At 55.0% G+C, this 24,436-nt stretch carries 21 protein-coding genes; 16 read left to right on the top strand and 5 right to left on the bottom strand.

The genetic code is table 11. The features are described 5' to 3' along the window. Window positions 1–31 precede the first annotated feature (31 nt). Both KUO20_RS11725 and KUO20_RS11720 read left to right on the top strand, forming a co-directional pair. Complete coding sequence (locus KUO20_RS11725; RefSeq protein WP_235040041.1) at window positions 32–787, top strand: tellurite resistance TerB family protein; 756 nt, start codon at window positions 32–34, stop codon at window positions 785–787. Further along, a complete protein-coding gene (locus KUO20_RS11720) occupies window positions 787–1,275 on the top strand; it encodes a phosphatidylglycerophosphatase A family protein (RefSeq protein ID WP_235040040.1) in 489 nt (162 codons plus the stop codon). Before KUO20_RS11725 ends, KUO20_RS11720 begins: the two co-directional genes overlap by 1 nt. A gap of 99 nt (window positions 1,276–1,374) precedes the next feature. On the opposite strand, the gene KUO20_RS11715 is transcribed toward KUO20_RS11720, so the two are convergent. Both KUO20_RS11715 and msrA read right to left on the bottom strand, forming a co-directional pair. After that, window positions 1,375–2,757 (bottom strand): NAD-dependent succinate-semialdehyde dehydrogenase, encoded by a 1,383-nt coding sequence (locus tag KUO20_RS11715; protein ID WP_235040039.1) that lies wholly within the window; start codon window positions 2,755–2,757, stop codon window positions 1,375–1,377. Window positions 2,758–2,929: 172 nt separating this feature from the next. Next, window positions 2,930–3,553, bottom strand: coding sequence for a peptide-methionine (S)-S-oxide reductase MsrA (gene msrA / locus KUO20_RS11710; protein WP_235040038.1), 624 nt, complete (start codon window positions 3,551–3,553; stop codon window positions 2,930–2,932). 307 nt (window positions 3,554–3,860) lie between these two features. Here msrA and KUO20_RS11705 point away from each other — a divergent pair, with 307 nt between their 5' ends. The 9 genes from KUO20_RS11705 (at window position 3,861) to KUO20_RS11665 (ending at window position 15,259) form a co-directional block, all read left to right on the top strand. Further along, the gene (locus KUO20_RS11705) at window positions 3,861–5,519 is read left to right on the top strand and encodes a GMC family oxidoreductase (protein WP_235040037.1); all 1,659 of its coding nucleotides are present in this window, start codon (window positions 3,861–3,863) and stop codon (window positions 5,517–5,519) included. Between the two features lie 223 nt (window positions 5,520–5,742). Beyond that, window positions 5,743–5,946, top strand: coding sequence for a cold-shock protein (locus tag KUO20_RS11700; protein WP_235040036.1), 204 nt, complete (start codon window positions 5,743–5,745; stop codon window positions 5,944–5,946). Between the two features lie 253 nt (window positions 5,947–6,199). Next, window positions 6,200–7,969, top strand: a complete 1,770-nt coding sequence (locus tag KUO20_RS11695) for an SLC13 family permease (RefSeq protein ID WP_235040035.1) — start codon at window positions 6,200–6,202, stop codon at window positions 7,967–7,969. A gap of 102 nt (window positions 7,970–8,071) precedes the next feature. Continuing rightward, window positions 8,072–8,737 carry an alpha/beta hydrolase gene (locus KUO20_RS11690; protein ID WP_235040034.1) on the top strand — a complete coding sequence of 222 codons (666 nt, stop codon included), beginning with the start codon at window positions 8,072–8,074 and terminating at the stop codon, window positions 8,735–8,737. Window positions 8,738–8,809: 72 nt separating this feature from the next. Further along, complete coding sequence (locus tag KUO20_RS11685; RefSeq protein WP_235040033.1) at window positions 8,810–9,490, top strand: hypothetical protein; 681 nt, start codon at window positions 8,810–8,812, stop codon at window positions 9,488–9,490. Next, window positions 9,487–10,977 carry a complex I subunit 5 family protein gene (locus KUO20_RS11680; protein ID WP_235040032.1) on the top strand — a complete coding sequence of 497 codons (1,491 nt, stop codon included), beginning with the start codon at window positions 9,487–9,489 and terminating at the stop codon, window positions 10,975–10,977. The genes KUO20_RS11685 and KUO20_RS11680 overlap by 4 nt, the downstream gene beginning before the upstream one ends. Beyond that, window positions 10,974–12,479: a complex I subunit 5 family protein gene (locus KUO20_RS11675; RefSeq protein WP_235040031.1), complete on the top strand. Its 1,506-nt coding sequence runs from the start codon at window positions 10,974–10,976 to the stop codon at window positions 12,477–12,479. The genes KUO20_RS11680 and KUO20_RS11675 overlap by 4 nt, the downstream gene beginning before the upstream one ends. Then, on the top strand, window positions 12,476–14,248 hold the full coding sequence (locus KUO20_RS11670; protein WP_235040030.1) for a complex I subunit 5 family protein: 1,773 nt from the start codon (window positions 12,476–12,478) through the stop codon (window positions 14,246–14,248). Before KUO20_RS11675 ends, KUO20_RS11670 begins: the two co-directional genes overlap by 4 nt. Window positions 14,249–14,284: 36 nt before the next feature. Continuing rightward, window positions 14,285–15,259: a YihY/virulence factor BrkB family protein gene (locus KUO20_RS11665; RefSeq protein ID WP_235040029.1), complete on the top strand. Its 975-nt coding sequence runs from the start codon at window positions 14,285–14,287 to the stop codon at window positions 15,257–15,259. 122 nt (window positions 15,260–15,381) lie between these two features. Here KUO20_RS11665 and KUO20_RS11660 read toward each other — a convergent pair whose 3' ends face one another. Then, complete coding sequence (locus tag KUO20_RS11660) at window positions 15,382–16,791, bottom strand: PhoH family protein (RefSeq protein ID WP_235040028.1); 1,410 nt, start codon at window positions 16,789–16,791, stop codon at window positions 15,382–15,384. 208 nt (window positions 16,792–16,999) lie between these two features. Next, complete coding sequence (locus KUO20_RS11655) at window positions 17,000–17,884, bottom strand: LysR family transcriptional regulator (protein ID WP_235040027.1); 885 nt, start codon at window positions 17,882–17,884, stop codon at window positions 17,000–17,002. Between the two features lie 116 nt (window positions 17,885–18,000). On the opposite strand from KUO20_RS11655, the gene KUO20_RS11650 reads away from it, so the two are divergent. The 5 genes from KUO20_RS11650 (at window position 18,001) to KUO20_RS11630 (ending at window position 22,271) form a co-directional block, all read left to right on the top strand. Then, the gene (locus tag KUO20_RS11650) at window positions 18,001–18,867 is read left to right on the top strand and encodes a cation diffusion facilitator family transporter (protein ID WP_235040026.1); all 867 of its coding nucleotides are present in this window, start codon (window positions 18,001–18,003) and stop codon (window positions 18,865–18,867) included. Between the two features lie 103 nt (window positions 18,868–18,970). Next, window positions 18,971–19,240, top strand: a complete 270-nt coding sequence (locus KUO20_RS11645; RefSeq protein ID WP_235040025.1) for a hypothetical protein — start codon at window positions 18,971–18,973, stop codon at window positions 19,238–19,240. 88 nt (window positions 19,241–19,328) lie between these two features. Further along, the gene (gene ybaK / locus KUO20_RS11640) at window positions 19,329–19,796 is read left to right on the top strand and encodes a Cys-tRNA(Pro) deacylase (protein WP_235040024.1); all 468 of its coding nucleotides are present in this window, start codon (window positions 19,329–19,331) and stop codon (window positions 19,794–19,796) included. Between the two features lie 100 nt (window positions 19,797–19,896). Further along, entirely contained in the window at window positions 19,897–21,330 is a 1,434-nt protein-coding gene (gene dbpA / locus KUO20_RS11635; RefSeq protein WP_235042472.1) for an ATP-dependent RNA helicase DbpA, read from the top strand. Window positions 21,331–21,395: 65 nt separating this feature from the next. Then, entirely contained in the window at window positions 21,396–22,271 is an 876-nt protein-coding gene (locus KUO20_RS11630) for a PA4780 family RIO1-like protein kinase (RefSeq protein ID WP_235040023.1), read from the top strand. An 80-nt stretch (window positions 22,272–22,351) separates the two neighbouring features. On the opposite strand, the gene tkt is transcribed toward KUO20_RS11630, so the two are convergent. After that, window positions 22,352–24,367: a transketolase gene (gene tkt / locus KUO20_RS11625; protein ID WP_235040022.1), complete on the bottom strand. Its 2,016-nt coding sequence runs from the start codon at window positions 24,365–24,367 to the stop codon at window positions 22,352–22,354. Window positions 24,368–24,436 lie beyond the last annotated feature (69 nt).

The following is a 24,436-nucleotide window of genomic DNA, read 5'->3' as shown; positions in this document are numbered from 1 at the left end:
CTAAAGATAATATCGACCTAGGAGTACAAGGATGAACGCAAGCAAAATTTTGCAGCAGCTGATGAAGCAAGCCGGCGGTAGTCAGAAGGGCGGTGGTGACAGCGGTAGCGGTGTCGATGTTAAGGGAATGCTGAGCGGGCTTTCTAAGCAGTTCGGTGGCGGTAGCGGCAGTAGTCAAGGCAGCGGCTCATCCGGTGGTTTTGATGTAAAGAGCCTGCTTGGCGGCGGTGCCATGGGGATGCTTGTAGGTTCCAAACGTGGCCGCAGCATGGGCGGCAAAGCGCTCAAGTATGGCGCTATTGCGGGCGTGGGCATGCTGGCTTGGAAGGCATGGCAGAGTTCGCAAGCGGCTAAGGGCGGCGGCGAGCAGCCTTCCACTGAGCAGGCAAGTGCGGCAGAGGGTGAGCGGGTAGAAGTGCTCAGCGGTGAATTCCAAGAGCGGCGTAGCCTTGAGTTGCTGCAGGCGATGATCATGGCCGCGCGTGCCGATGGCCACATTGATGAGCAAGAGCAGACGCTGATTACCGAACAAATCGATGCGCTGGGCGCCGACCAAGAGATGCATAACTGGGTAGAGCAGCAGCTAAAAGCGCCGCTGGATGCCCAGGCGCTGGCTCGCGAAGCGGACTCCCCACAGGCTGCGCGTGAGATGTATCTGATGAGCGTCGCTGTCACCGATGATCAAAACCCGATGGAGCGTGCTTGGCTAGACCAGTTGGCCAGTGCTCTTAATCTACCCAAAGAGATGACGACTGAGCTTGAGCATCAAGCTCAGCAGGCTGGCTAATGCTGGAAACGCTTAATATTTGGCTAGCGAATGGTTTTGGATTGGGGCGATTACCCTTTGCACCAGGTACTTTTGGTTCACTCCTGGGTATCCCAATAGCGTGGTGGCTGCTGAGCCGCCCGCTTAGCCAGCAGGGGGCCATTATCGCGATACTAGTGGTGCTTGCGGTGCCGGTCTGCCATATCGCTGCGCGACAATTTGCCGGTTTGGATCATGGCAGCATCGTTGCCGATGAATATGTGGCGTTTCCGCTAGCGGTCATCGGTTTAAAAGCCGCACGCCATCCGCTGGTGATGGCGCTGGCATTCGTTGTTTATCGTTTTTTCGATGCGTTAAAACCACCGCCGATTCATCTAGCCGAGTACGTGCAGGGTGGTTTTGGCATTGTGTTAGATGATGTGATCGCAGCGCTTGTGACCTGGGTGGTGATGGCGATAGGCTTAAAACTATGGCATCGCCGTTCCAATGAGCAACATTTAAGTTCTTAGAAATTCGCGCTACAAAAAAACGCCGCAGGCCTGATGAAGGCCTGCGGCGCTGTTTTTTTACAGCTCACAACTTACTACATGTTGCGTTTGCTCACTGTATTACTCTTGAACGACGATGACTGATTTGACATTGACGAACTCAAGCATGCCGAAGCCACCGTGTTCACGACCGTAACCGGAGTTTTTGACGCCACCGAAGGGCATTTCTGGGGTCGCGACACCAAAGCCGTTGATATACACCATGCCGGTATCAAAATATTTGCTGGCAAGCTCTGTGGCGCGCTTAACATCTTTTGAGATAATACCGCCACCCAAGCCATAACGGCTGTCGTTGGCGATACGCATAGCGTCTTCATCATCTTTGGCGCGAATGAGTGCCGCCACCGGGCCAAACAGTTCGTCGTCGTAAGCAGGCTGACCAGGAGTGACGTTGTCCAGCACCGTGACCGGGTAGAACGCGCCTTTACCTGAGGGCTTTTCACCGCCGCAGAGGATTTTGGCGCCTTTGCGAACGCTTTCTTCGACCTGGTCGTGGAGGCCATCACGCAGATCAACACGAGCCATGGGGCCAAGGTCGCTACCTTCCTGGTTTGGATCGCCTGCTTTCAATGCCTGCATGCGAGCGACATAACGTTCTTTGAACGCATCATAGTTCTTTTCAGTCACTACAAAACGCTTGGCCGCCACACAGGTTTGACCGCCGTTGTACACACGCCCTTGAACGCAGGTTTCAACCGCGACATCCAGATCTGCATCATCAAGCACTAAGAAGGCATCATTTGATCCCAGCTCAAGCACCGTCTTTTTCAGGTGCTCAGCGGCTTTAACAGCGACTTTGCGGCCTGCACCATCGCTGCCGGTGAGCGTCACACCGCGTACCGCAGGGTGAGCGATGACTTCATCAGACACGTCGTGAGAAATCACGATCGTACGGAAAACATTCTCGGGGAGCCCTGCTTCGCGGTAAATCTTTTCCAGCAGGAGTCCGCTGCCGGTAACATTTTCAGCGTGCTTAAGCAGTACACCGTTACCCGCCATCAGATTGGCGATGGAGTAACGCACCACTTGATAAGCCGGGAAGTTCCAGGGCTGAATGCCGTAAATAACACCCATTGGAGAATAGGTGACAAAGCCGCGCTCGCCGTTGCTAGGCTGGCGCTCATCGTCAGCTAATTTTTTAGGGCCGTGTTCAGCGGTGTAATCACAAATACTGGTACACAGGTCAACTTCCTGACGTGCCTGCGCAGGCAGTTTGCCCATTTCTTTGACGATCAGGTCGACCAGTGCTTCTTTGTGCTTTTGAAGCGCCTGGCCAATCGCCTTAACCGTTTTAGCGCGACTTTCAAGGGATTCAAGACGCCATTCTAGAAACGCCTCGTAGCAGACATCAACTACCTGCTTAGCTTCACCGCTGCTCATTAGTGCATAGGTGTCGAGGGTTTCGCCATTAGTCGGATTAATCGTCGTGATGCTGTTGCTCATAATATTTCCTATTTATAGATCAACGTGTTGATCAAATCGTCCAGCTCCTGGGCTTTAATCGACCAGTCTATTTCTAATGTAGAGTCACTCTAGTACAAACTGAGTACTCCTGCATAATAGAGATACTCAGTCTAGGGCATAGCGTTAATCAATCGGTTCAATATGAATGTGCTTATCTAAACGTAGGCCCACCGGCTTCTTCGCCCCATACTTCTTCTAACCGCCCGTCGCGTCCGCAGCTGAAGCGATAAAACTTATAACGCACCGAATTCTTTTCATAATAATCCTGGTGGTACTCCTCTGCTGGCCAGAACGTCGTGGCGGGTACTATTTGGGTGGCGATATCCTTGTCAAAGCGTGCTTCCATGTCGGTTTTAGATGCTTCGGCCAGCTCGCGCTGCTCTTCGTTATGATAAAAAATCGCTGAGCGGTACTGATCGCCCACGTCGCAGAACTGGCGGTCTACCGCGAAGGGGTCGATATTGCGCCAGAAGATATCTAATAACTGCGCGTAGCTGATTTCTTCTGGGTCGTATTCAATCTGCACAGCTTCAGCGTGACCGGTACCGCCTCGCGAAATATCTTCGTAGCTAGGGTTCTCTAGCTCGCCGCCGATGTAGCCAGAAATGGTGGCGCTGACTCCGGGCTGCTTATCGTAAGGTGGCTCCATGCACCAAAAGCAGCCGCCGGCAAACGTAGCCTCAGTGGTCGCCTGGGCTTGAAGTGACGGGCTGGCTAGGCCCGCAGCGGCCACTACGCAAAGTGCTAATGGACGAAAAAGGGGAAGTCGGGGCATTGAAAGCACTCCAGTGGCAGTAGTGATACGGGTCGAACTTAAGTCCATTAATGGCCTGTGGCGCGACTTGCTAATAGCGACATTAAACTAACGCCTAGGCTCCCTTGGCTAACTCAGTAGGCTAGTCTCTACTTATACGTTTATCCGCAGCCTTTGCAAAACACGTTCTTTCTTAAAGGTAGGCCCATGACAACAACAATCCAATTAATTAACGCTCTTGTTAGCCGCCACTCTCCGACGAGTGGGGTTTGCGCATGCGCTGCATTTGTGATGGCGAAGTAGCGCCTTAACGTTACCGGAGCCCGTGATGCCAGAACTAGCTAATAATTACTATGACTATATCGTTGTAGGCGCAGGCACCGCCGGGTGCTTGCTGGCCAATCGTTTAAGTGCCAATCCCAATAACAAGGTACTGCTGATAGAGGCAGGTGGGCGTGATAACTACCATTGGATTCATATTCCCGTAGGGTATCTTTACTGTATCAACAATCCGCGTACCGACTGGCTGTTTCGCACCGAGCCCGATAAAGGACTTAACGGCCGTTCATTGATTTATCCACGCGGCAAAACCCTGGGCGGCTGCTCCAGCATCAATGGCATGATTTACATGCGCGGCCAGGCGCAAGACTACGATCACTGGGCTGAGGTAACGGGCGACGATGCCTGGCGCTGGGAAAACTGTTTACCTGATTTTATCAAGCATGAAGACCACTATCGATTAGATGCGGGCGGTGATGGCGATGCTCAGCATCGCGACTTTCATGGGCATGGCGGGGAATGGCGAGTCGAAAAACAGCGCCTAAAATGGCCTGTGTTAGACGATTTTGCCGAGGCTGCCGTGCAGGCGGGCATACCGCGAACCGACGATTTCAATCGCGGTTCCAACGAGGGTGTGGCCTACTTCGACGTTAATCAGCGCTCGGGATTTCGCTGGAATACGTCTAAAGCATTTTTGCGCACGGCACTCAAACGCAACAACTTAACGCTATGGCATTCCACGCAGGTTAATCGGCTGTGTTTTTCCGCAGACGGTGGCGTGCCGCGATGCACGGGCGTTGAGGTTGAGCGCAATGGCAGCGTTCAGCGAGCGACGGTGAGTGGGGAAGTGGTGTTATGTGCAGGCGCTATCGGTACGCCGCACTTGCTGCAGCTTTCTGGCGTGGGGCCTGCCGAGCTCTTACGTAAACATGACGTTACCTTGGTGCATGAGCTGCCGGGCGTCGGCGAGAATCTTCAGGATCACCTGCAGATTCGCTCGGTCTATAAAATCACCAATGGCAAAACATTAAACGTCATGGCCAGTACGCTATGGGGAAAGGCCGGTATCGGGTTTGAATATTTGCTCAAACGCTCTGGGCCTATGAGCATGGCGCCTTCTCAACTGGGGGCGTTTACTCGCAGCTCGCCAGAGCACGCGCATCCCAATATCCAGTACCATGTGCAGCCGCTGAGCCTTGAGGCTTTTGGCCAGCCGTTGCACGCATACCCGGCGATTACCGCAAGCGTGTGTAACTTGAACCCCACCAGCCGAGGGACAGTGCGGCTAAAGAGCAGCGACCCGCGTCAAGCGCCGGCCATTTCGCCTAACTATCTGAGTACGCCAGAAGATCGTAAGGTTGCAGCGGACTCGCTGCGCGTCACTCGGCACATTGCCGAGCAGCCGGCCTTTGCCAGATATGCGCCTGAAGAAGTGAAGCCCGGCGCTGAGTACCAAAGCGATGATGAGCTTACCCGGTTGGCAGGCGACATAGGAACGACCATTTTTCACCCGGTGGGCACTGCGCGTATGGGCCGCAAGGACGATGTTATGGCGGTGGTGGATGCGCGGCTGCGAGTGCGTGGTATTAGCGGTCTGCGCGTCGCCGACGCGAGCATTATGCCAACCATTACCAGTGGCAATACAAACTCACCGACGCTAATGATTGCGGAGAAGGCTGCCGGTTGGATCTTAGCAGCACATAGCTGAAATTCATGGAAAGTCCAGGAATGTAGAGACTTTTAGCTAGGTATTATAGTAGTGTTGACGGGTGCATTGGTTAGGCGCAATATACGCTCAGTTGGTTAGCAAGTTGAACGTTGTCAGCAGTATAGAAACGCCTCAAGCGTTAAATCTGGTGAAAGTTTCTTGTTCTACCCACTGTAATTCGGGTATTTCCCGGTTTTGATTAGCTACATCGAGGATTTCGATCATGGCAACTGGTACCGTTAAGTGGTTCAACGACACTAAAGGCTTCGGCTTCATTTCTCCTGACGACAATGGCGACGACCTGTTCGCGCATTTCTCTGAAATTCAGTCTGAAGGTTTCAAATCTCTGCAAGACGGCCAGAAGGTTTCCTTCGACGTCACTCAGGGTAAAAAAGGCCTTCAGGCTTCTAACATCAAAATCGTTTAAGTTAATTCTTAAACCATGAGATGTTAACAATTAGCGCTTAGCGTTGATTGACCGGAAAGCCCCGCCTCGTGCGGGGCTTTTTGCTGTCCGTCATTTAGTAAGTTCTTTAGTAAGTTCTAAAGCCGCAATCTTGGCACCATTGTCGCTATTCTTATATTCATTTTTGTTCTTTAAATTTCTCTAAAAATAACTTTTTAGAATATGTGATTGGCGTCACAATAGCCCATGCTTGTGGATTAAGAATGGGGTGGGTATGTCGCTGGATGCATGGATTGCGGTAGCAGTGGTGGTTACGATCTTTCCGCTAATGGCTTTTTCACGCTTAGGGCCCGATATTATCTTACTAGGCGCGGTTATCGTGCTGATGACGCTGGGTGTCATTGATCCTCAGCAGGCATTAGGCGGCTTTTCCAATAGCGGCTTATTCACCGTCGCCTTTATGTACGTGCTGGTGGCCAGCATTCGTGAAACCGGTGGGATCGATCTCATTATTCGCTATGTATTGGGGCGCCCTACAAGTGAAAGAGGCGCCCTGGCACGCCTATTATTACCCGTGGCGATGCTCAGTGGTTTTGTAAACAATACTCCGGTAGTGGCGACCTATATCCCTGCAGTGATGAGCTGGAGCCGGCGGCTGCGTTTATCTCCTCAGCGACTGCTCATGCCGCTCAGCTTTGCTTCTATCCTGGGTGGCACCATTACCCTGTTCGGCACCAGTACTAACTTGGTCGTACATGGACTATTACTTGACCGTTATCCCGAGCGCGGCATGGGGCTTTTGGATCTCGCTTGGGTCGGGATTCCCGTGGCCATAGCGGGGCTAGCCTATCTGATTGCACTAGGGCCGCGGCTGCTACCGTCGCGTTCCGGGGTGGCCAGTGCGTTTGCCAATCCGCGTGAGTTCACGATTGAAATGGAGGTGGACCCTGCCGGTGTGCTGGTCGACCGTAGCGTTGAGGAAGCCGGGCTGCGTCATTTACAGGAGCTGTTTCTGGTGGAGATTGAGCGCGCAGGTAACATTGTTAGCGTTGTCGGCCCGGGGGAGCAGCTCAAGGGGAGCGATCGGCTGGTGTTTGTCGGCACCAGCGACGCAGCGGTGGAGCTACAGCAAATCCGTGGTTTGATTCCTTCACGCGACGACACCTCCAGTTTAGAGAAAGAGTTTAAAGAGCGCCGTTTGGTCGAGGCCGTTGTGTCTGACCAGTGCCAGTTTATTGGCCAGCGTATTCGCGATGGCCGGTTTAGAACACTGTACGGCGCGGCGGTGCTGGCGATATGCCGTGGCGGTGAGCGGGTAAAAGGGAATTTAGGTCAAGTACGCTTGCAGTCAGCGGATGTGCTGCTGCTGGAAGCGCGTCCACCGTTTATTGAACGTCATCGTCAGTCCAGGGACTTCTTGCTGATAAGCGAGCTTAATGGGGCAGCACGGCCGATCCATGAAAAGGCGCCGCTCGCGTGGGGAATTTTACTGGGTGCCGTGATGCTTGCAGCACTGGGCGTGCTTAGCATGCTCAATGCGGCCATGCTGGGTGCGGCGTTTGCGCTACTGACGGGTTGCTGCTCGGTGGGAGCGGCCAAGCGAGGTCTTGATACGCAGGTGCTGCTAACCATTGCCGCGTCGTTTGGCGTGGGAGCCGCGCTACAGAGCTCCGGTGCGGCGGAAGTGATTGCCGGTGGGCTGCTGGCGCTAGTGGCGGGCAATCCTCTACTCTTACTGATAGGCACCTACTGTGTCGTAGCGTTACTCACCGAGCTAGTCACAAACAACGCCGCGGCAGTGATTATTTTTCCGGTCGTGATGAGCGCTGCAGAAAGCTTAGGGGTTAGCCCGATGCCTTACGTAGTGGCCGTTATGTTTGCTGCCTCAGCCAGCTTCTTAACCCCTATCGGCTACCAAACGAACTTGATGGTGTATGGCCCCGGCGGCTACCGAGTGAGTGACTTTCTACGTTTAGGCAGTGGTTTAAATGTGTTAACCGGTGCGATAGCGCTTGTGTTGATTCCTCAGGTATGGCCTTTTTGAAACATCTTTTGGCGGTGGCGTGACTCCTTTAGGCACGCCACTACTCGCGGTTAGGACTGGTTTGCGCTAGGGTTGCTTTTTTTGCACAAGGAATGAGAGTCGATGACTGATCCTGGCGAACTGATTATTGAGCCGAAAAACGGTCAACCCGCCGATGCGTGTGTCTTTATTATTCACGGTTTGGGTGCTGACGGGCACGATTTTGAGCCGCTAGTGCCCGCATTAGCGTTACATAAAGACTCGCAGGTGCGTTTTATCATGCCCCATGCGCCGCGCTTGGCCGTGACGATTAATGGCGGCATGGTGATGCCGGCGTGGTACGACATTCTCGCCATGGATTTGGGGCGTCGGGTGGATAAAAGCCAGCTCAAAAAATCGGCTGAGCGATTACAGGGGCTGATTCAAGAGCAAATTGATCAGGGAATCGATAGCCGGCGCATTATTGTGGCGGGTTTTTCGCAAGGCGGCGCCGTTGCTTACGAAGCCGCGCTCACTTTCCCCGCACCCTTGGGCGGCTTATTGGCGATGTCGACCTATTTTGCCACTGCCGACAATATTGTTCTTAGCGACGCGAATCGACAAATACCAATTGAAGTGCAGCACGGTAACTTTGATCCTATCGTGCCCGAAAGCCTGGGGCGCAGCGGCGTAGACCGCTTAAAGGAGATGGGCTATAAGGTCAATTACCGCCAGTACCCCATGGCCCACGCGCTCTGCCCACAGCAGGTGAATGATATCGGCAAATGGCTGGGCACGCGTCTAAGCTAGCATTTGCCTAAGCTAGCATTTGCCTAAATTAAGCGCCTATTCGTGCCCGATGCAAGGACGTAGCGAAAACGAATGATAGCTTCCATTGATGTGATAGAAGTAGCGCTAGCGCTGTGCCTTACGGGGACGGCGCTGGTGTGCTTGTTTGATCGCTATCTTCTGCGCGCCTGCCGCTTCTTTTTGGCTTTTGCTATTGCTATGGCATTGGCATGGTGGCAGCTAGGTGCCATTTGGTTAGCAAGCGCAGAGCTATTGCTAGGAGCAGTGCTGACAGGGCTCTGCTTTTTTTATGCACTCGGTCACTTTGGGCCTAGCGGCCCATCCGTTTTAACGCACGATCATTTTAGCGAGCCATGGTCGCGCGTTGCTGTGCGCGTAGTGTTAGCGCTGGTCTGGTTTGTCATGGTTGCTGCCGCGATTCGCTATGTATTAGCCGATATGCAGCACTCGCTTTCTGAACATCCGCTTGTATTGGCTGGTGTGGTGATTGCTGCTAGCGCCATGGCCTCCTTTGCACTACACCGTCACCTGTTAAGACGTTTGTTAGCGTTTAATCTACTCGGTTCGGGCGTATTTATGCTGCTCGCCGGCGTGGCGGATACTACTCCGGCTGCCCAGGCGTTAATAAGCGTGGGGCTATTAGTGGCGGCACTTGGGTCGATGCTCGGCGCTCTGCTAATAAGGCAGCTTGTACATTTGGAAGGGGTCGATGCCTTGGACCACGACAGCGGGCCCAAGGAGAGTGCGACATGATCTGGCGCTTTGGCCTCTTTGATAGCACCTTTGAGCCGCTTGCCACAACCCACTGGGCGCTGTTGACGGCGCTTTGCCTGCCGCTGTTGATGGGGCTGCTGGCGGCATTATTCCCCCCTAAGCGAGTATGGCCCGTGCTACTTGCCGGTGCGCCGATAGTGGCGGCTGGTGTAATGCTGCTATTGGCATTTAACGATGCGGGTCTGCTGCGTTGGCAGTGGGCCGTCGCAGACATCCATCTGTCGCTGCGCTTAAATGGGCTCAGCGTGCTGCTGCTGTTAACGACCCAGTGGATTGGCTTTGCCGCAGCGCTATATACGCCCGGCTATTTGCGCTTAAGCGACCCCGGCCCGATGGCACGCTGGCTTTGGCCGCTGATGGGCACGTTGATAAGCGCGCTTTCATTAATGTGGCTAGCCACGGATCTACTCACACTCTATGTCGCCTTGGAGCTGATGGGCTTGGCGGCGGTTGGCATGCTGCTGCTATCGGGTAAAGCGCCTGCCCTTAAGGCTGGGATGCGCTATTTGCTGCTAGCGCTGGTGGGGTCGCTGGCTTATCTACTGGGCGTTGCTTTGATTTTAGGCCACTGGGGCCGGTTAGATTTACAGGGCTTGGCCGAGACAATAGAGCCCGGCCCCGTGGCATGGTTCGCTGCGGCGCTGATGGGCGCGGGGCTTGCACTGAAAGCCGCGCTGTTTCCGCTGCATGCCTGGCTGTCGCCTGTCCACGAAAATGCCTGGACGCCGGTGAGTGCACTGCATGCCGGGCTGGTGATCAAAGCTTCGCTGTTTATGCTGGTGCTGCTGTGGAGCATCCTACTGCCGGATGCTTTCTACGCATCGCGTGTTATCGCCTGGCTAGGCATGCTGGCGATTGTATGGGGTGGCCTATTAGCATGGCGTACCGACTCACTGAAAACCTTGGTTGCCTCATCAACCGTCGCGCAGCTGGGTTATTTGATGGTGATTTTTCCGCTGCTGCTGGGAGCAGACGTCGCGCCGCTGCCTCGCGCCTTAGCGTGGGAAGGCTTTTGGCTGCAGCTAATGGGGCACGCCTTTGCCAAGGCCGCGATGTTTATGGCTGCCGGAAACCTGATTCTGGCGACCGGTGAAAGTACCTTAAAGGGCTTGGCCGGCACCAGCCGACGCTTGCCGCTTTCACTGTTAGTGTTTGGCATTGCTGCCATCACGTTGATGGGCCTGCCGCCGAGTGCTGGTTTTACCGCAAAATGGCTGCTCTTTGAGGCCATGATCATCACCCAGCAGTGGTGGGCCGTGGCGGCACTGCTTGTCGGTACGTTACTAACCGCCGCCTATATATTCCGCATGTTTCGCTATTCGTTTGACGAGTCGGCACCGCGTCAGCGTTATCAGCCGCTTGCGCCGGGAATGGACTTAATCGCCCTGACGCTGGCGTTGGCTGCTTTCGCGCTGGGGCTTTTGGCGCATTTTCCATTGGAATTGATGCAGGGAGGTGGCGTATGACTGCTGCGTGGCTACCCATCACCGCGCTGGCTATCGCGCTGCTGGTCACCGTGATTATTTTTGCGCTGCCGGAAGAGTCCCGCCGTCTACGTACCACGATTAATCTGCTGGCTGCGGTCGTTAATATTGTTCTGGTTACCCTAATGGTCAGGCGGGTAGCCGCTGGATATGAGGATGTTTTCAGCTTCCAGGTCGTCGGTGGTGTTGATTTCGTATTGCGTACAGATGCACTCGGGGTGATGTTCGCCGGGTTATCGTCACTGCTGTGGCTGTGTACGACGATTTACGCGATTGGCTACTTGGAAGGGTCTGCCAACCGAAAACGCTTTTTTGGCTTTTTTAGCCTCTGCGTGGCCAGTACCATCGGCATTGCGCTGGCTGATAACTTGTTTACCTTCTTGATTTTCTACGAAATGCTGACGCTCTCCACGTACCCGCTAGTGGTGCACCGTGGCACGGAGCAAGCGCTCAATGCGGGCCGCGTTTATTTGCGCTATACCCTCACGGCTGGCGTGGTACTGCTTCTGGGCGCGGTGCTGCTTTATAGCCTGACGGGGGACCAGTCTTTTTCTTCCGAAGAGGGCTTGGGCGACTATTTAAACGATCATCGTGGCTTGCTAACGCTAATATTTGCGCTGCTGGTGGGTGGGTTTGCGGTCAAGGCTGCCATGGTGCCGCTGCACGGCTGGCTACCGAGAGCCATGGTCGCGCCAGCGCCGGTGAGCGCGTTGTTGCACGCGGTCGCGGTCGTGAAGGCCGGGGCGTTTGGCATCTTGCGGGTGGTTTATGATCTTTATGGCATTGAGCTTAGCGTGGAGCTTGGCGTCATTACCGCGCTTGCGGTGGCGGCGTCGATTACAATTATTTATGGCTCGCTAAGAGCCCTTGCGCAAGAAGAGCTGAAACCCCGCTTAGCGTTTTCTACCATCAGCCAGGTTTCCTACGTCATTCTCGGCATCGGCTTGTTTGGGCCTTTCGGTACTATAGGCGCGTTAGCGCACTTGCTGCACCAGGGCTTAATGAAGGTCACGTTATTCTTCTGTGCGGGTAACTATGCAGAAGAGTTGGGGATTCACCGCATCGACGAAATGGACGGCGCCGGTAAGCGCATGCCGTTAACCAGTATTGCGTTTACGATTGGCGCGCTAGGCATGATTGGCCTCCCGCCCGTTGCTGGCTTTATTACCAAATGGTACCTCGGTATTGGGGCGATCCAGGCTGAAATGTACTGGGTGGTGGCCGTGCTGGTGGCCAGCAGTACGCTCAACGCGATGTACTTTTTGCCGATTGTACATCGCCTGTGGTTCCGCTTGGGGCCTTCGCATGGCAAAGGCAGCTGGCCCGATGAACAGCGTTTAGGGCGCTTTGAAACCCATGGCTGGTTGCTTTTGCCGATGGTGTTTACCGCTTTGATAAGCCTTGCTGCTGGTTTGTTGGCAGGCTTGCCGTTTAGTCCGCTGGACTGGGCAACCCGCGTCGCAAACGGGGAGTACTTGCTATGATGACGCTGCTGCTGGCGCTGTCACTGCTATGGCCGCTGTGCGTCGCGGGAAGTTCAGCTTGGCACGCCTATCGCACGCCAAGCTCACGGCGCGACTATTTTTCGCTGCTGTGGGTGAGCGCTGCCTGGCCTGCCTTACTGTTAGCGTACGGTGGCGAAGCGCAGTGGACTATCGATGCCTGGATGCTGGGCGGAGAGTGGGCGTTAAACTCGCTAAGCCGACCATGGCTGGCGTTTACCGCGTTGCTGTGGAGTTTAGCGGCGGTGCACGCGCGAGGTTATTTTGCGGCGGAGCAGCAGCAGGCTCAGGTGGGCGATCAAGCCGCTCAGCGACGCCTGCAGCGTTTTTCATTGCTGTGGCCAATGACCCTATTGGGCAACGTGCTGATGGTGATCGCCCAGGATATTGCCAGCTTTTATTTAGGCTTTGCGCTGATGACGTTTGCCGCTTATGCCCTCGTGGTGCATACCGGTACACAAGAGGCGCGGCTGGGCGCTCGGGTATATTTAATCTTGGCCGTGGTCGGCGAAGGCCTTATTTTAGGCGGCTTTTTATGGGCCGCCGGTGAGGCCGACACGCTAACGCTGCAAGGCGTGCGTGAGAGTATTTTAGTTGCGGAGCAGGGCGCATGGATGGCTGCCTTGCTGTGCTTAGGCTTTGGCGTCAAAGCCGGCGTGATCGGATTGCACGTATGGCTTCCGTTGGCACACCCGGTCGCGCCCGCACCGGCCAGTGCGGTGCTCAGCGGGGCGATGATTAAAGCCGGCCTGCTCGGCTGGATAAGCGTGCTGCCGCTGGGTCATGAAGAGGTATCCGATGCCTTGGCCCAGTTTGGCCACGTCATGCTAATAGCCGGATTGGCAGCCGCCTTCGCCGCGGCGCTCTACGGTGTCTTTCAGCGCCATCCCAAGGCCGTGCTAGCGTATTCAAGTATTAGTCAAATGGGCATGATGACCGCGCTGGTGGCAATGGGGCTGGTGGCGCCGGATGTTTGGCCACTGCTGTGGCCGGGCCTGGTGTTGTTTGCAGCTCATCACGCGTTGGCCAAAGGCAGCCTGTTTATGGGCACCAGTATTAGTGAGCACCTGCCGCGCTGGCCGTTGCCTCTGATGTGGGCGTTGATGGCGCTGCCGGGTATATCGCTGGCCGGTGCTATTGGCGCAGGCATGGTCAGCAAGTGGGGCGTCAAAAGCCCGCTTTATGAGATGCATCATGAATCGTTAATTAAGCTGCTGAGCTGGGCCGCCGTTGGCACCGCGGCGCTAGTGAGTGTCGCGCTCTGGCGCCAGTGGCAGCAGCGCGAGCAGGGCGGCAGCAACCCGTGGCAATCGGGCGCCTGGCTAGCAGGCATTATGGCGGCGCTTGTGACACCGCTGTGGCTACCGTTGCCTGCGGGCAGTATTGAAATGCCGCCCATTAAAGAGTGGCTGGGGATTATATGGCCATTTCCGGCAGGTGTTCTTCTCGCCGCCGTGGGCTGGGTATTAACCCGCCCCTTTAAGGGTAAAGCGCCCCCTGCAGGTGATTTATGGTGGCTTTATGCTTGTGTCGTCAGCGCTGCGCTGGTGCCGATACGTGTGATAGGGCACGGCTGTGGCAAGATTAAAGCGGCCAGCGTGACTGTCGCGCAAAGTGTGGAAAACAGATTTATGGTTTCTTTATCACGCGTATTGGCCGGGGAGGGCTGGTTGCGGCATCATTCCAGTGGTTTGATGATGGTGCTTGCCGCAGTGCTTGCGGCGCTACTTATGTGGGAAGGGCAAGGATGATGAGAATGTCGCAACCGTGCTGGATTTTGACGCGCTATGAGTAATCTGGCGCGTGGTCGGCGTGCCGAGGTGCCGAGCGAGATTCCTGCTCGTGGCTGGCATGATATTGCCTGGCGAGTAGTGCGCGCCGCGCGGCGCGATCGCATTACCATGCTGGCGGCCGGTGTCGCTTTTTACGCATTGCTCGCCTTATTTCCCACGATTGCAGCGGTTATTTCGCTTTGGGGGCTGCTGTTTGACCCCTATGAGGCGGGCCAGCAGCTTTATGAAATCAGCCGCTTTATGCCACCCGATGCGGCCAAATTAATTGATCAGCAGGCTCAGAAGGTCGTTGAAAGCGCTGAATCAAGTAACGTGATGGGCACGCTAGTGGGCCTGTTAATTGCCATTTTTATTGCCTCAAAAAGTGTGGCGGTATTAGTGATTGGATTAAACGTGGTGTATGGGGAAACGGAAAAACGCTCATTATTTCATCGTAGTACGGTGCTGGTGTCGCTGACGTTTGGTTTGATTATTATGACCTTGGTATCGCTGGGTTTTATCGCCGTCGTCCCCATGTTGGTTGATGTTCTAGCTATTGATCCACCCCTGGATAAACTGCTGCAATGGCTACGTTGGCCTGCACTCCTGGTGCTAATGAGCGTGCTGATCGCGTTGCTTTATCGTTTCGCTCCCTATCGGCGCTCAGCGCAGTGGCGGTGGTTAAGCTATGGGACACTACTCGCCACTTTTATGTGGCTATTGGGCTCCGGCGGGCTTTCGCTGTACGTGCGCTATTTCGCAACCTTTAGTGAGCTCTACGGATCACTGGGAGCCGTCATCGCGTTGATGATATGGTTTTGGCTTTCTGCCTTTGTGGTGCTGTTCGGAGCAGAGGTGAACAGTGAAATGGAGCGTCAGACTTACCGCGACACAACGGTCGGTTATCCGCGTCCTCTTGGCGAACGTGAGGCGTTTGCCGCAGACACGATTGGCAGCCCTCAGCCGTGGCGTGCATCTGACACTGAGTAGCCGCTTAAGACCGGTTGTTTAAGCCCTCGTGTTCGTTGCTCTTTGAGTCAGCTTTCTTGGATCCCTCACCCGGTTCTGGCGTGAGGGATGGTGCATAACAATTACTGCTCTAAAGTGGTTATTTATAGAAGTTCTTCAGCGGCAAGTGCTAAGCGTGAACGTTCAACGCTTTTCAAGGTGATATGGCCGGCGTGAGGCCAGTCGCGAAAGCGCTCAACGACGGCCGCCATACCGCAGGTATTGGCGGTGAGGTAGGGCGTGTCTATCTGACCAACGTTGCCCAGACAGACAATCTTGGTATTGCGCCCCGCCCGTGTTACCAGCGACTTTAGCTGTTTGGGAGTAAAGTTTTGCGCCTCATCAATGATTAGAAAGGTGTCATTTAAGGTGCGGCCACGCATAAAACTCGGCGCGCGAATTTGTACGCGTGAGCCAATCAGTTGACGGGTGGCGCCATTATCCCAGCTAGACTCTCCCTCCTCGTTGCGCAAAAGGTTATCCATGTTGTCGTGGAAAGCGCCCATCCAAGGTGACATTTTCTCCTCCTCGGTACCGGGCAGAAAGCCGATGTCTTCCCCCATGGGGATCGGTGCGCGGGTAAACACAATGCGTTCAAACAGCTTGGCATCCAGGGTTTGCTGGAAGGCGGCCGCCAGCGTCATAAAGGTCTTGCCGGTGCCGGCATTACCGGCCACCGTGACCAGGTCAATATCCGGGTCCATAAGTAGATTTAAGGTGAAGTTTTGCCGGCTGTCGTGTGCGTGAACGCCCCAAACACCGGAGTGATGGCGGTAGTTGGTGAGTAGCTGAAGGCGGGCCGTGGAGGGGCCCAGTTCACGAACGATCGCCTCAAACTCTGCGCCATTCTCACTATCCGATACCAGCATGCCAACGTGCCAATGCCTGGGCATCACGCCATTGAGCTGGTAGAAGGTGTGATGGCCAACGCGCTCGACAGTCACATCGACATTGAGGCCTTCCCATAGCGTGGCGCCATCTTGTCCTGCTGAGGCATATACCTGCGCGCCTTCAATCATGGCATCGCTATCAGAGAACGCGCGGTCGTTTAGATAATCCTCAACTGGTACCTTGAGCGCGGCGGCTTTAACGCGCAGGTTTATGTCTTTGGTGATCAGAATGACCGAGGCATCGGGACGTTCATCGCGCAGGCGGCAGGTTTCCGCCAATATGCGGTTATCGGGGCTGTCATCAATGGCGTCGAGGAGTTTTAAATCGTTGTAGCATAAAAAGTGCAGACGACCTGATTCGCCGCTAATGCGAGGGATCGGAATGCCGAGCTGAATTTCATCAAAGGTGACTTGGCTAGTAAGGTCAGAAAGCGTACGGCTGATTTGGCGGGCCGTGCGGGCGATTTCACGAATACCGTTTTTGTGCTTATCCAGTTCCTCCAGAACCGTCATCGGGATAACAACATCGTGCTCATCGAAGTGATAGAGCGCGGCAGGGTCATGAATGAGGACATTAGTGTCCAGCACGTACAGCCGAGTGGCTTTCTTATCGAGTCGTACCATCGGTGGAATCACTCCTTGGTTGACGGCAACTTCGACACTGGCAGGTGCGTATTACGCCCAGATGACACTTGCCTGTGTCCCTCACGTGGCGTGTCCTGGCATCTCCTTCGTTTTTTAATGGCTGAGCACTTTTTAATAGCGTGGAAGGCTTTGGCATTTTTTGCCAATTAAATTATTTCAACGCTGTGTCAGTCCGCTTGGGCAGCGGTTAAGAAAACTCTGATTGACGCAGCGTGGCTAAGAAGTGTGCCACCTTATTCAGCAGCGCAGCGGCCACTACGCCGCGGTTATCGCTCTCTACGTAGCGATAATGATGGCTGTCTAAGACGAGATCGTGATTGAGCGTACACAGCGTGCCTGCCTCCAGAGCGCTTTTGACCAGCGGATAAGGAAGTAGCGCCCAGCCGGTAGCGTTAATCACGGCATCGCGTATGACTTCAAACATGGTGAACCCAAGATAATTGCCTGAAAACAACGCCTCGTTGATCAGCTTGTCATCTTGCACGTGGGATAAGCACACCTGCGTGTACTGGGCTAAGTCATCGCGATTGACGCTGGGAAGACGGCTGAGAGGGTGCTGCGGTGCGGCCACCAAACGCATAGTGACCGGGGCAAGATTGGCTGCATTAGCATCAATGCCTTCAGCGGTGTAAAGGCCAAAAGCGATATCTACCGTTTGGCGCTGCACAAACTGGGCATGTTCCTGCGGAGGCACCAGATAAACCGATATCGCCGTGAGCGGGAACTGCTGTTTTAAATCATGCATTACCTGGCGCCAAAAGGCCTCTGGCAGGGCGTCGTCACGAGCAATACAGAGCTGGCTTTCAACACCCTGCAAATGCTGATGGCAGTGTTTTTTGATCCGGCTGGCGCTGGTTAACAGGCGATAGCAGTCGGGCAGCACGCTGTCACCAACGGCGCTCAGCGTTAAGCTATTGCCAGAACGCTCAAAAAGCGCCACGCCAAGGCTGTCTTCCAAGGCGTTAACCGCGGCGCTCAGCGTACTTCGCTTTACTCCCGTGTGCCGGGCCGCAGCGGCAAAAGATCCATGTTCAGTAACATCAACAAAGGCCTGCACCTGTTCAGCACGCATAGTCGTCTCGTTTTAAAGATGTTAGCGCCAATAAACCTAGCACTGAGCGATTGGTTATTCATATAGCCTCCTTCTATTATGGCGCACAATTTGCCCAATGTGATGGAGTTATCCGCGTGACCCCCTTTGTAGCCGAGCGCCGTGCGCTAAGATTTTCAGCCGTTTCAGCCAGCCTCTTCGCATCCACTGGTCTTGTTTTAGGGATTGCCAGTGGCTCTATAACGATTCTTTTTGACAGCGGCTATTCCTTACTAAGCCTATTGCTAGCATCGCTATCGCTCTATGCGCTTCATCAAGCGCGTAAGCCTGCGGACGATCACTACCCCTTTGGGCGGCTAACGGTTGAGCCGCTAGCGGTGCTGCTCAAAGGCATAGTGATCGCCATGGTATGTCTCGTGTCGCTGGTGTCAGCGCTCTGGAGCCTGTCGGCAGGCGGGCGGCTAGTCACGCTAGATTTAGCCTTAATGTTTGGCGTGGTCAACGTGACCGGCTGTTTATTGACCTGGTGGTGGCTGGCGCGCTATGCCCGCGTGGCGCGCTCGTCGCTGCTGGCTGCTGAATTGCGTCAGTGGCAGATGGATACCTGGCTAAGTGCTGCAGTGATGCTGGGCTTTATGCTCACCTGGGGGCTAACGCAAACGCCATGGGCGAGCTACGCACGCTTTGCCGACCCGGTCATGGTGCTGGTGATTGCAGGCTACTTCCTCCCGATGCCAATTCGCATGGTGAAGGGCGCGCTGCGTGAGCTGATGTTCGGTGTGCCGAGTAACTGCGTGCGTCGCGATGTAATGAAAGACGTTGCTGATTTTGATGTCGCCGCTGGCGATGTGCGTCTGGCGCAGGTAGGCAGTTTCTTGATGGTAGACATTCAGCTCGACAAGCAGCAGTTTCACGATGCCCAGGAAATAGTTGATAGCGTGGAGCAGCGCTGCAAGCGGTTAAATCTGCGCCCAATCACCAGTCTTACCCTGGTTGCTGGCTAAGCGGCATTAAAAAAGATTGACGTTGTTTGTGCGGCGATGCTATTTAGCGCTACCGACAAAAAAGTGTCGGGCTAATGATCGCTACGTTGAGGGTTGTAACAACATGCCATTGCGCCGCTGTTTACCCGCACTGCTGCTGACTGTCCTGGTCGCTGGCTGTGCAAGTTCTACCATTGCTCCTCGCTATACGTCTGATAATCCAGACGTGATGCGTATTGGCGGAGAGCGCCCGGCTAATCGCGATACGACCGTTGAAAGCGCCGGTTCTTTCTGCTTGGAAACGGCCGAACGCTGGAACGAGCATGGGCGTACGCCCGATGGGCAAACCCTTTGGGCGAAAGACACTATGCGTAAAGTCGTGTCTTGTCAGTAATCGCTGATATATTAACTGTATAAACACTAACGCCAGCGTTGTTAAGCTGGCGTTAGTGTTTCAGTTCCTGGCAAAAAAAGAGAGCGACATGACGCCGGCGATTAATAGCGCAAAACATGCAGGGGTTGCCTTCCAGGTTCATGAGTATCATCACGATGGTGCCGCGCAATCTTACGGTTTGGAAGCCGCTGAAAAGCTGGGTGTGTCTGCCGAGCAGATTTTTAAAACCTTAGTTGTGAAGCTGGATGGCAAGCAGCTGGCGGTGTGCATCGTGCCTGTTACGGGGCAGCTAAGCTTAAAGAAAATTGCCAAAGCGGCCGACGTTAAAAAAGCCGCCATGGCCGCGCCAGAAGAAGTAGAGCGCACCACTGGCTATGTGTTGGGCGGGGTGAGCCCGCTAGGCCAGAAAAAGCGCCTAGTCACGTTTGTGGATTCGTCAGCCGAAGCGTTCGCCACTGTGTATGTTAGCGCGGGCCGACGAGGGCTTGAAATTGAACTGACGCCGAGAGACTTGGCCACCCTGAGTGAGGCCACTTTTGTATCCCTGGCAACGTGACGCCGATGTGATGGCGGCGCAGATCGAGGCACTTTCTGGTATGGTGCCGTAACGTTTGTGTGCGTCGACTGCCCTCCAGAGGGCGCGCACTGTATTTATGATGGCCGCACACCGGTGGCCCAAGCAAGGTAATATCGTGTCTGACTCTTCTTTCTCCTCGTTAGCGTTGCCGAAAGCTTTGCTGAGCAACCTTGCATCTCTTGGCTATCATGAAATGTCGCCGGTGCAGGCGCAGAGCCTGCCGCCGATGCTGGCCGGGCGCGATGTGCTAGCGCAGGCGAAAACGGGTTCAGGTAAGACGGCGGCATTCGGCTTGGCGCTGCTGGCGGCGCTGAAAGTAGAAAGCTTTGCCGTGCAAGGCTTAGTGCTGTGCCCAACCCGTGAGCTCGCCGACCAAGTGGCAGAAGAGCTACGTCGATTGGCCCGCGGTATGGCCAATGTAAAAGTGCTGACGCTTTGCGGTGGTGCGCCGTTCGGTCCCCAGCTTGGCTCTTTAGAACACGGCGCGCACATCGTGGTGGGTACGCCGGGACGCATTGATGAGCACTTGCGCAAAGGCTCGCTGACGCTGAATTCCCTTGCCATGCTGGTGCTGGATGAAGCGGATCGGATGTTGGATATGGGCTTCCAGGCAACCATCGATGACATCATTGCGGACACGCCCGCTTCGCGCCAAACGCTGCTATTTAGCGCGACGTTCCCGGACGAGCAGGCGTCCGGCGGCTTAACCGAGATGACCCGTGGCATTATGCGCGACCCGGTGACGGTGAAAATCGCCGAGGTGCACGATGCGCGCACTATTCATCAGCACTTTTATACGGTGGCAAATGAAGAGGCGCGATTTGATGCGCTTCGCCAGTTGCTGCTGACCTATCGACCCACCACCAGCGTTGTGTTTTGCAATACCAAACGCGAGACTCAGGCAGTGGCTGAGCAGTTGACGGACGCCGGGTTTAGCGCGGTCGCTCTTAACGGTGATTTAGAACAAAAAGACCGTGACCGCATACTGATTTTGTTTGCCAATCAAAGTGCCTCTATCCTGGTGGCCACTGACGTGGCCGCTCGTGGTTTAGACATTGCACAGCTGGACGCCGTATTTAACTACCAAATTGCGCGTGAGCTTGATGTGCATGTGCATCGGGTTGGGCGCACCGGGCGCGCCGGTGCCAGCGGTATTGCCTGTACGCTGGTGACCCCGAAAGAAAGCTATCGGCTGGAAAAGCTTGAAGTGTTACTGCAGCAGCCGCTTGCCACTGAGCCACTCCCCAAACCTCAGCAGTCAGTGCCGTTTGAGCCGCTGATGGCGACGCTGCAGCTAGCCGGTGGCAAGAAGGATAAGCTTCGCCCTGGCGATATTCTGGGCGCGCTGACCAGTGAGGGTGGGCTGCGCGGTGATCAAGTGGGTAAAATTAAAGTGCTCGCCCGCAGTGCCTATGTCGCGGTTGAGCGCAATGTGATTCAACAGGCTCAGGCCAAGCTTGAGCGTGATAAATTAAAAGGGCGGGCTTTCCGCGTTCGTCGTATTCGTTATTGAGCCAATAATTACTGAACGTAGATGGCAACGATACAGAGAGTAAAGAGGAGCCGACGCAGCTAACCATGAAAATCCCTAAACGATTACAGCCGCTGGTCGATGATGGAATGATCGATGAGGTGCTGGTGCAGTTAATGAGCGGCAAAGAGGCGCAGGTTTACGTGGTGCGCTGCGGTGACGATGTGCGCTGTGCGAAAGTGTTTAAAGAGGCCAAGCAGCGTAGCTTTAAACAGGCGGTACAGTACCAAGAAGGGCGTAAAGAGCGTAACAGCCGCCGCTCAAGAGCGATGGCGAAGAAAACACGTTACGGTCAGAAAGAACAGGAGCAGGCGTGGCTTAACGCGGAAGTTGACGCGCTTTATCGCCTTGCATCAGCCGGTGTGCGCGTTCCCGAGCCCCATGGCTTCGTAGACGGTGTGCTGCTGATGGAAATGATCAGCGATGCCGACGGTAACGTTGCCCCGCGCCTAGATGAAGTCACGCTGACCCCAGAGCAGGCCGAAACCTACTACGCCAAGGTTATACAAGACGTCGTACGCATGCTGTGTGCGGGCTTAATTCATGGTGACTTGTCGGAATTTAACGTGCTGGTGGATGCCACCGGCCCGGTGATTATCGATTTGCCTCAAGCCGTTGACGCCGCCAGTAACAACAGTGCCGCTGCCATGCTTTATCGCGATGTCGATAATATGCGCAACTACTTTGGCCAGTATGCCCCCGAGCTGCTTAATACCCATTATGGCAAAGAGATGTGGGCGCTATATGAATCAGGCGAGCTGCACCCCGATAGCAAGCTGACCGGCCACTTCGATTTCGATAATCACATTGCCAATGTAGATGAATTGATGGAAGTGATCGACGATGCCAAAGAGGAAGAGGCCGAGCGTCAGGCGCGTATGCGCGATGATGATGACGATGGCGAAATTCCGCAGCCTTACTGAACAGTCTCAATAAAACTGGCTCCTCTCGCTTTATAGCAAAGTGAGGAGCCTAGTTTGAGCTATTGCCATGCTTTTAAGATTTAGCCAAGCAGTTCGTGAGCTTGCTTGACGATATTGTCGACCGTAAAGCCGAAGTGCTTGAACAGATCATCCGCGGGTGCCGATTCGCCGTAGGTCGTCATGCCAATCACACGGCCTTCCAGACCCACATACTTGTACCAGTAGTCGGCATGCGCCGCTTCAATAGCGATCCGCTTGGTGACCGCTTTGGGCAGCACGCTTTCACGGTACTCCGCGTCCTGGCCGTTGAAACGGTATGCAGAGGGCATGGACACAACGCGAACGGCTTTACCCTGCTGCTCAAGCTCGGCAGCGGCGTCCATCGCGAGCGATACTTCTGAGCCGGTGGCAATCAGAATCAGCTCCGGCATTTCTGGCGTGCCTTGGCTGTCTTTAAGAGCCGGGTCTTTAAGAACGTAGCCGCCGTTTTGAATGGCCGCTAGCTGCGCTTGAGTGCGCTGCTGGTGCGGCAGATTCTGACGTGAGAGTACCAGCGCGGTCGGGCCGGAGTGGCGTTTGATCGCCGCATCCCATGAGGCGGCCGTTTCGACCGCATCGCAAGGACGCCAGGTGTTGAGGTTGGGCGTCGTGCGCAGGCTAGTGAGCTGCTCAATGGGCTGGTGCGTCGGGCCGTCTTCACCCAGGCCGATGGAGTCATGGGTAAACACGTAAATCACCTGCTGACCCATTAACGACGCCATGCGAATCGAGTTACGCATGTATTCCATGAAGATCAGGAAGGTGGCGCCGTAAGGCACCAAGCCGCCGTGCAGCGCGATACCGTTCATGATCGCACCCATACCAAACTCACGTACGCCGTAATGCAGATAGTTGCCGCTGGCGTCTTCAGGGGTAATCGCCTTGGCACCTTTCCAGAAGGTCAGGTTAGACGGGGCTAGGTCGGCACTGCCGCCCAACAGTTCCGGCATTTGCGGGCCAATCACATTCAGCGCTTCAAATGATGCCTTGCGCGATGCAATGCTTTCTCCCTTCTCTTGCGCCTGTTCAATCAATGCTTCAGTGGCAAGCTCGGCAGGCAGCTGGCGCTTCATGCGACGCGTGAATTCGCGCGCCTCGGTTGGGAAAGCGCCTGCATAGCGAGCAAAGCGATCTTCCCACGCCTGCTGCGCCTGTTTGCCAGCGTCGCGAGCATCCCAGGCAGAATAGATCGGCTCGGGGATATGGAACGGTGCATGCTCCCAGCCCAGCTGTGTACGTGCCAGGGCGACTTCATCGTCACCCAGCGGCGAGCCGTGGGCGTCTTCTTTGCCCTGCTTGTTAGGTGCGCCAAAACCGATAATGGTTTTGCAGATAATCAGGCTAGGCTTATCGTCGTGGCTCTTTGCCAGTTCAATGGCCGCTTTAACTTCCTCTGGCTTGTGACCATCGACGTTTGGCACCACGTGCCAGCCGTAAGCTTCAAAGCGCTTGGCGGTATCGTCGGTAAACCAGCCTTCCACTTCGCCATCGATTGAGATGCCGTTATCGTCGTACAGCGCGATCAATTTACCCAGCTGTTGGGTACCGGCTAGCGAAGCGACTTCGTGGGAGATGCCTTCCATCAAGCAGCCATCGCCTAAGAAACACCAGGTATGGTGATCGACAATGGCATGGCCGGGACGATTGAACTGCGCTGCCAAGGTCTTTTCAGCCATAGCAAAGCCTACGGCGTTAGCAAAGCCCTGGCCGAGCGGGCCCGTGGTCGTTTCAATGCCGGGGGCATAGCCAAACTCCGGATGCCCCGCCGTGGGTGAATGCAGCTGACGGAAATTTTGCAGCTGTTCCAGGCTAAGCTCGTAGCCGCTGAGGTGCAGCAGCGAGTAAAGCAGCATGGAGCCATGGCCATTAGACAGCACGAACCGGTCGCGATCGGCCCACTTGGGGTCTTCGGGGTTGTGCTTGAGGTAGTCATTCCATAGCACCTCGGCAATATCAGCCATGCCCATGGGGGCGCCCGGATGGCCGGATTTGGCCTTCTGAACAGCATCCATGGAAAGGGCGCGAATGGCATTGGCTAGCTCAAAACGGTTATTCATATCAGTGATACCTGCGTTGTTATATTTAGTAGCGTTGCATAAAGCACGCGCAATCCATCCAGAAGCGAC

The organism is Vreelandella profundi (assembly GCF_019722725.1).
Classification (GTDB): Bacteria; Pseudomonadota; Gammaproteobacteria; order Pseudomonadales; family Halomonadaceae; genus Vreelandella; species Vreelandella profundi.
The sequence above is the reverse complement of the archived record's forward strand: the minus strand, read 5'-3'. Positions and strand labels throughout refer to the sequence as shown.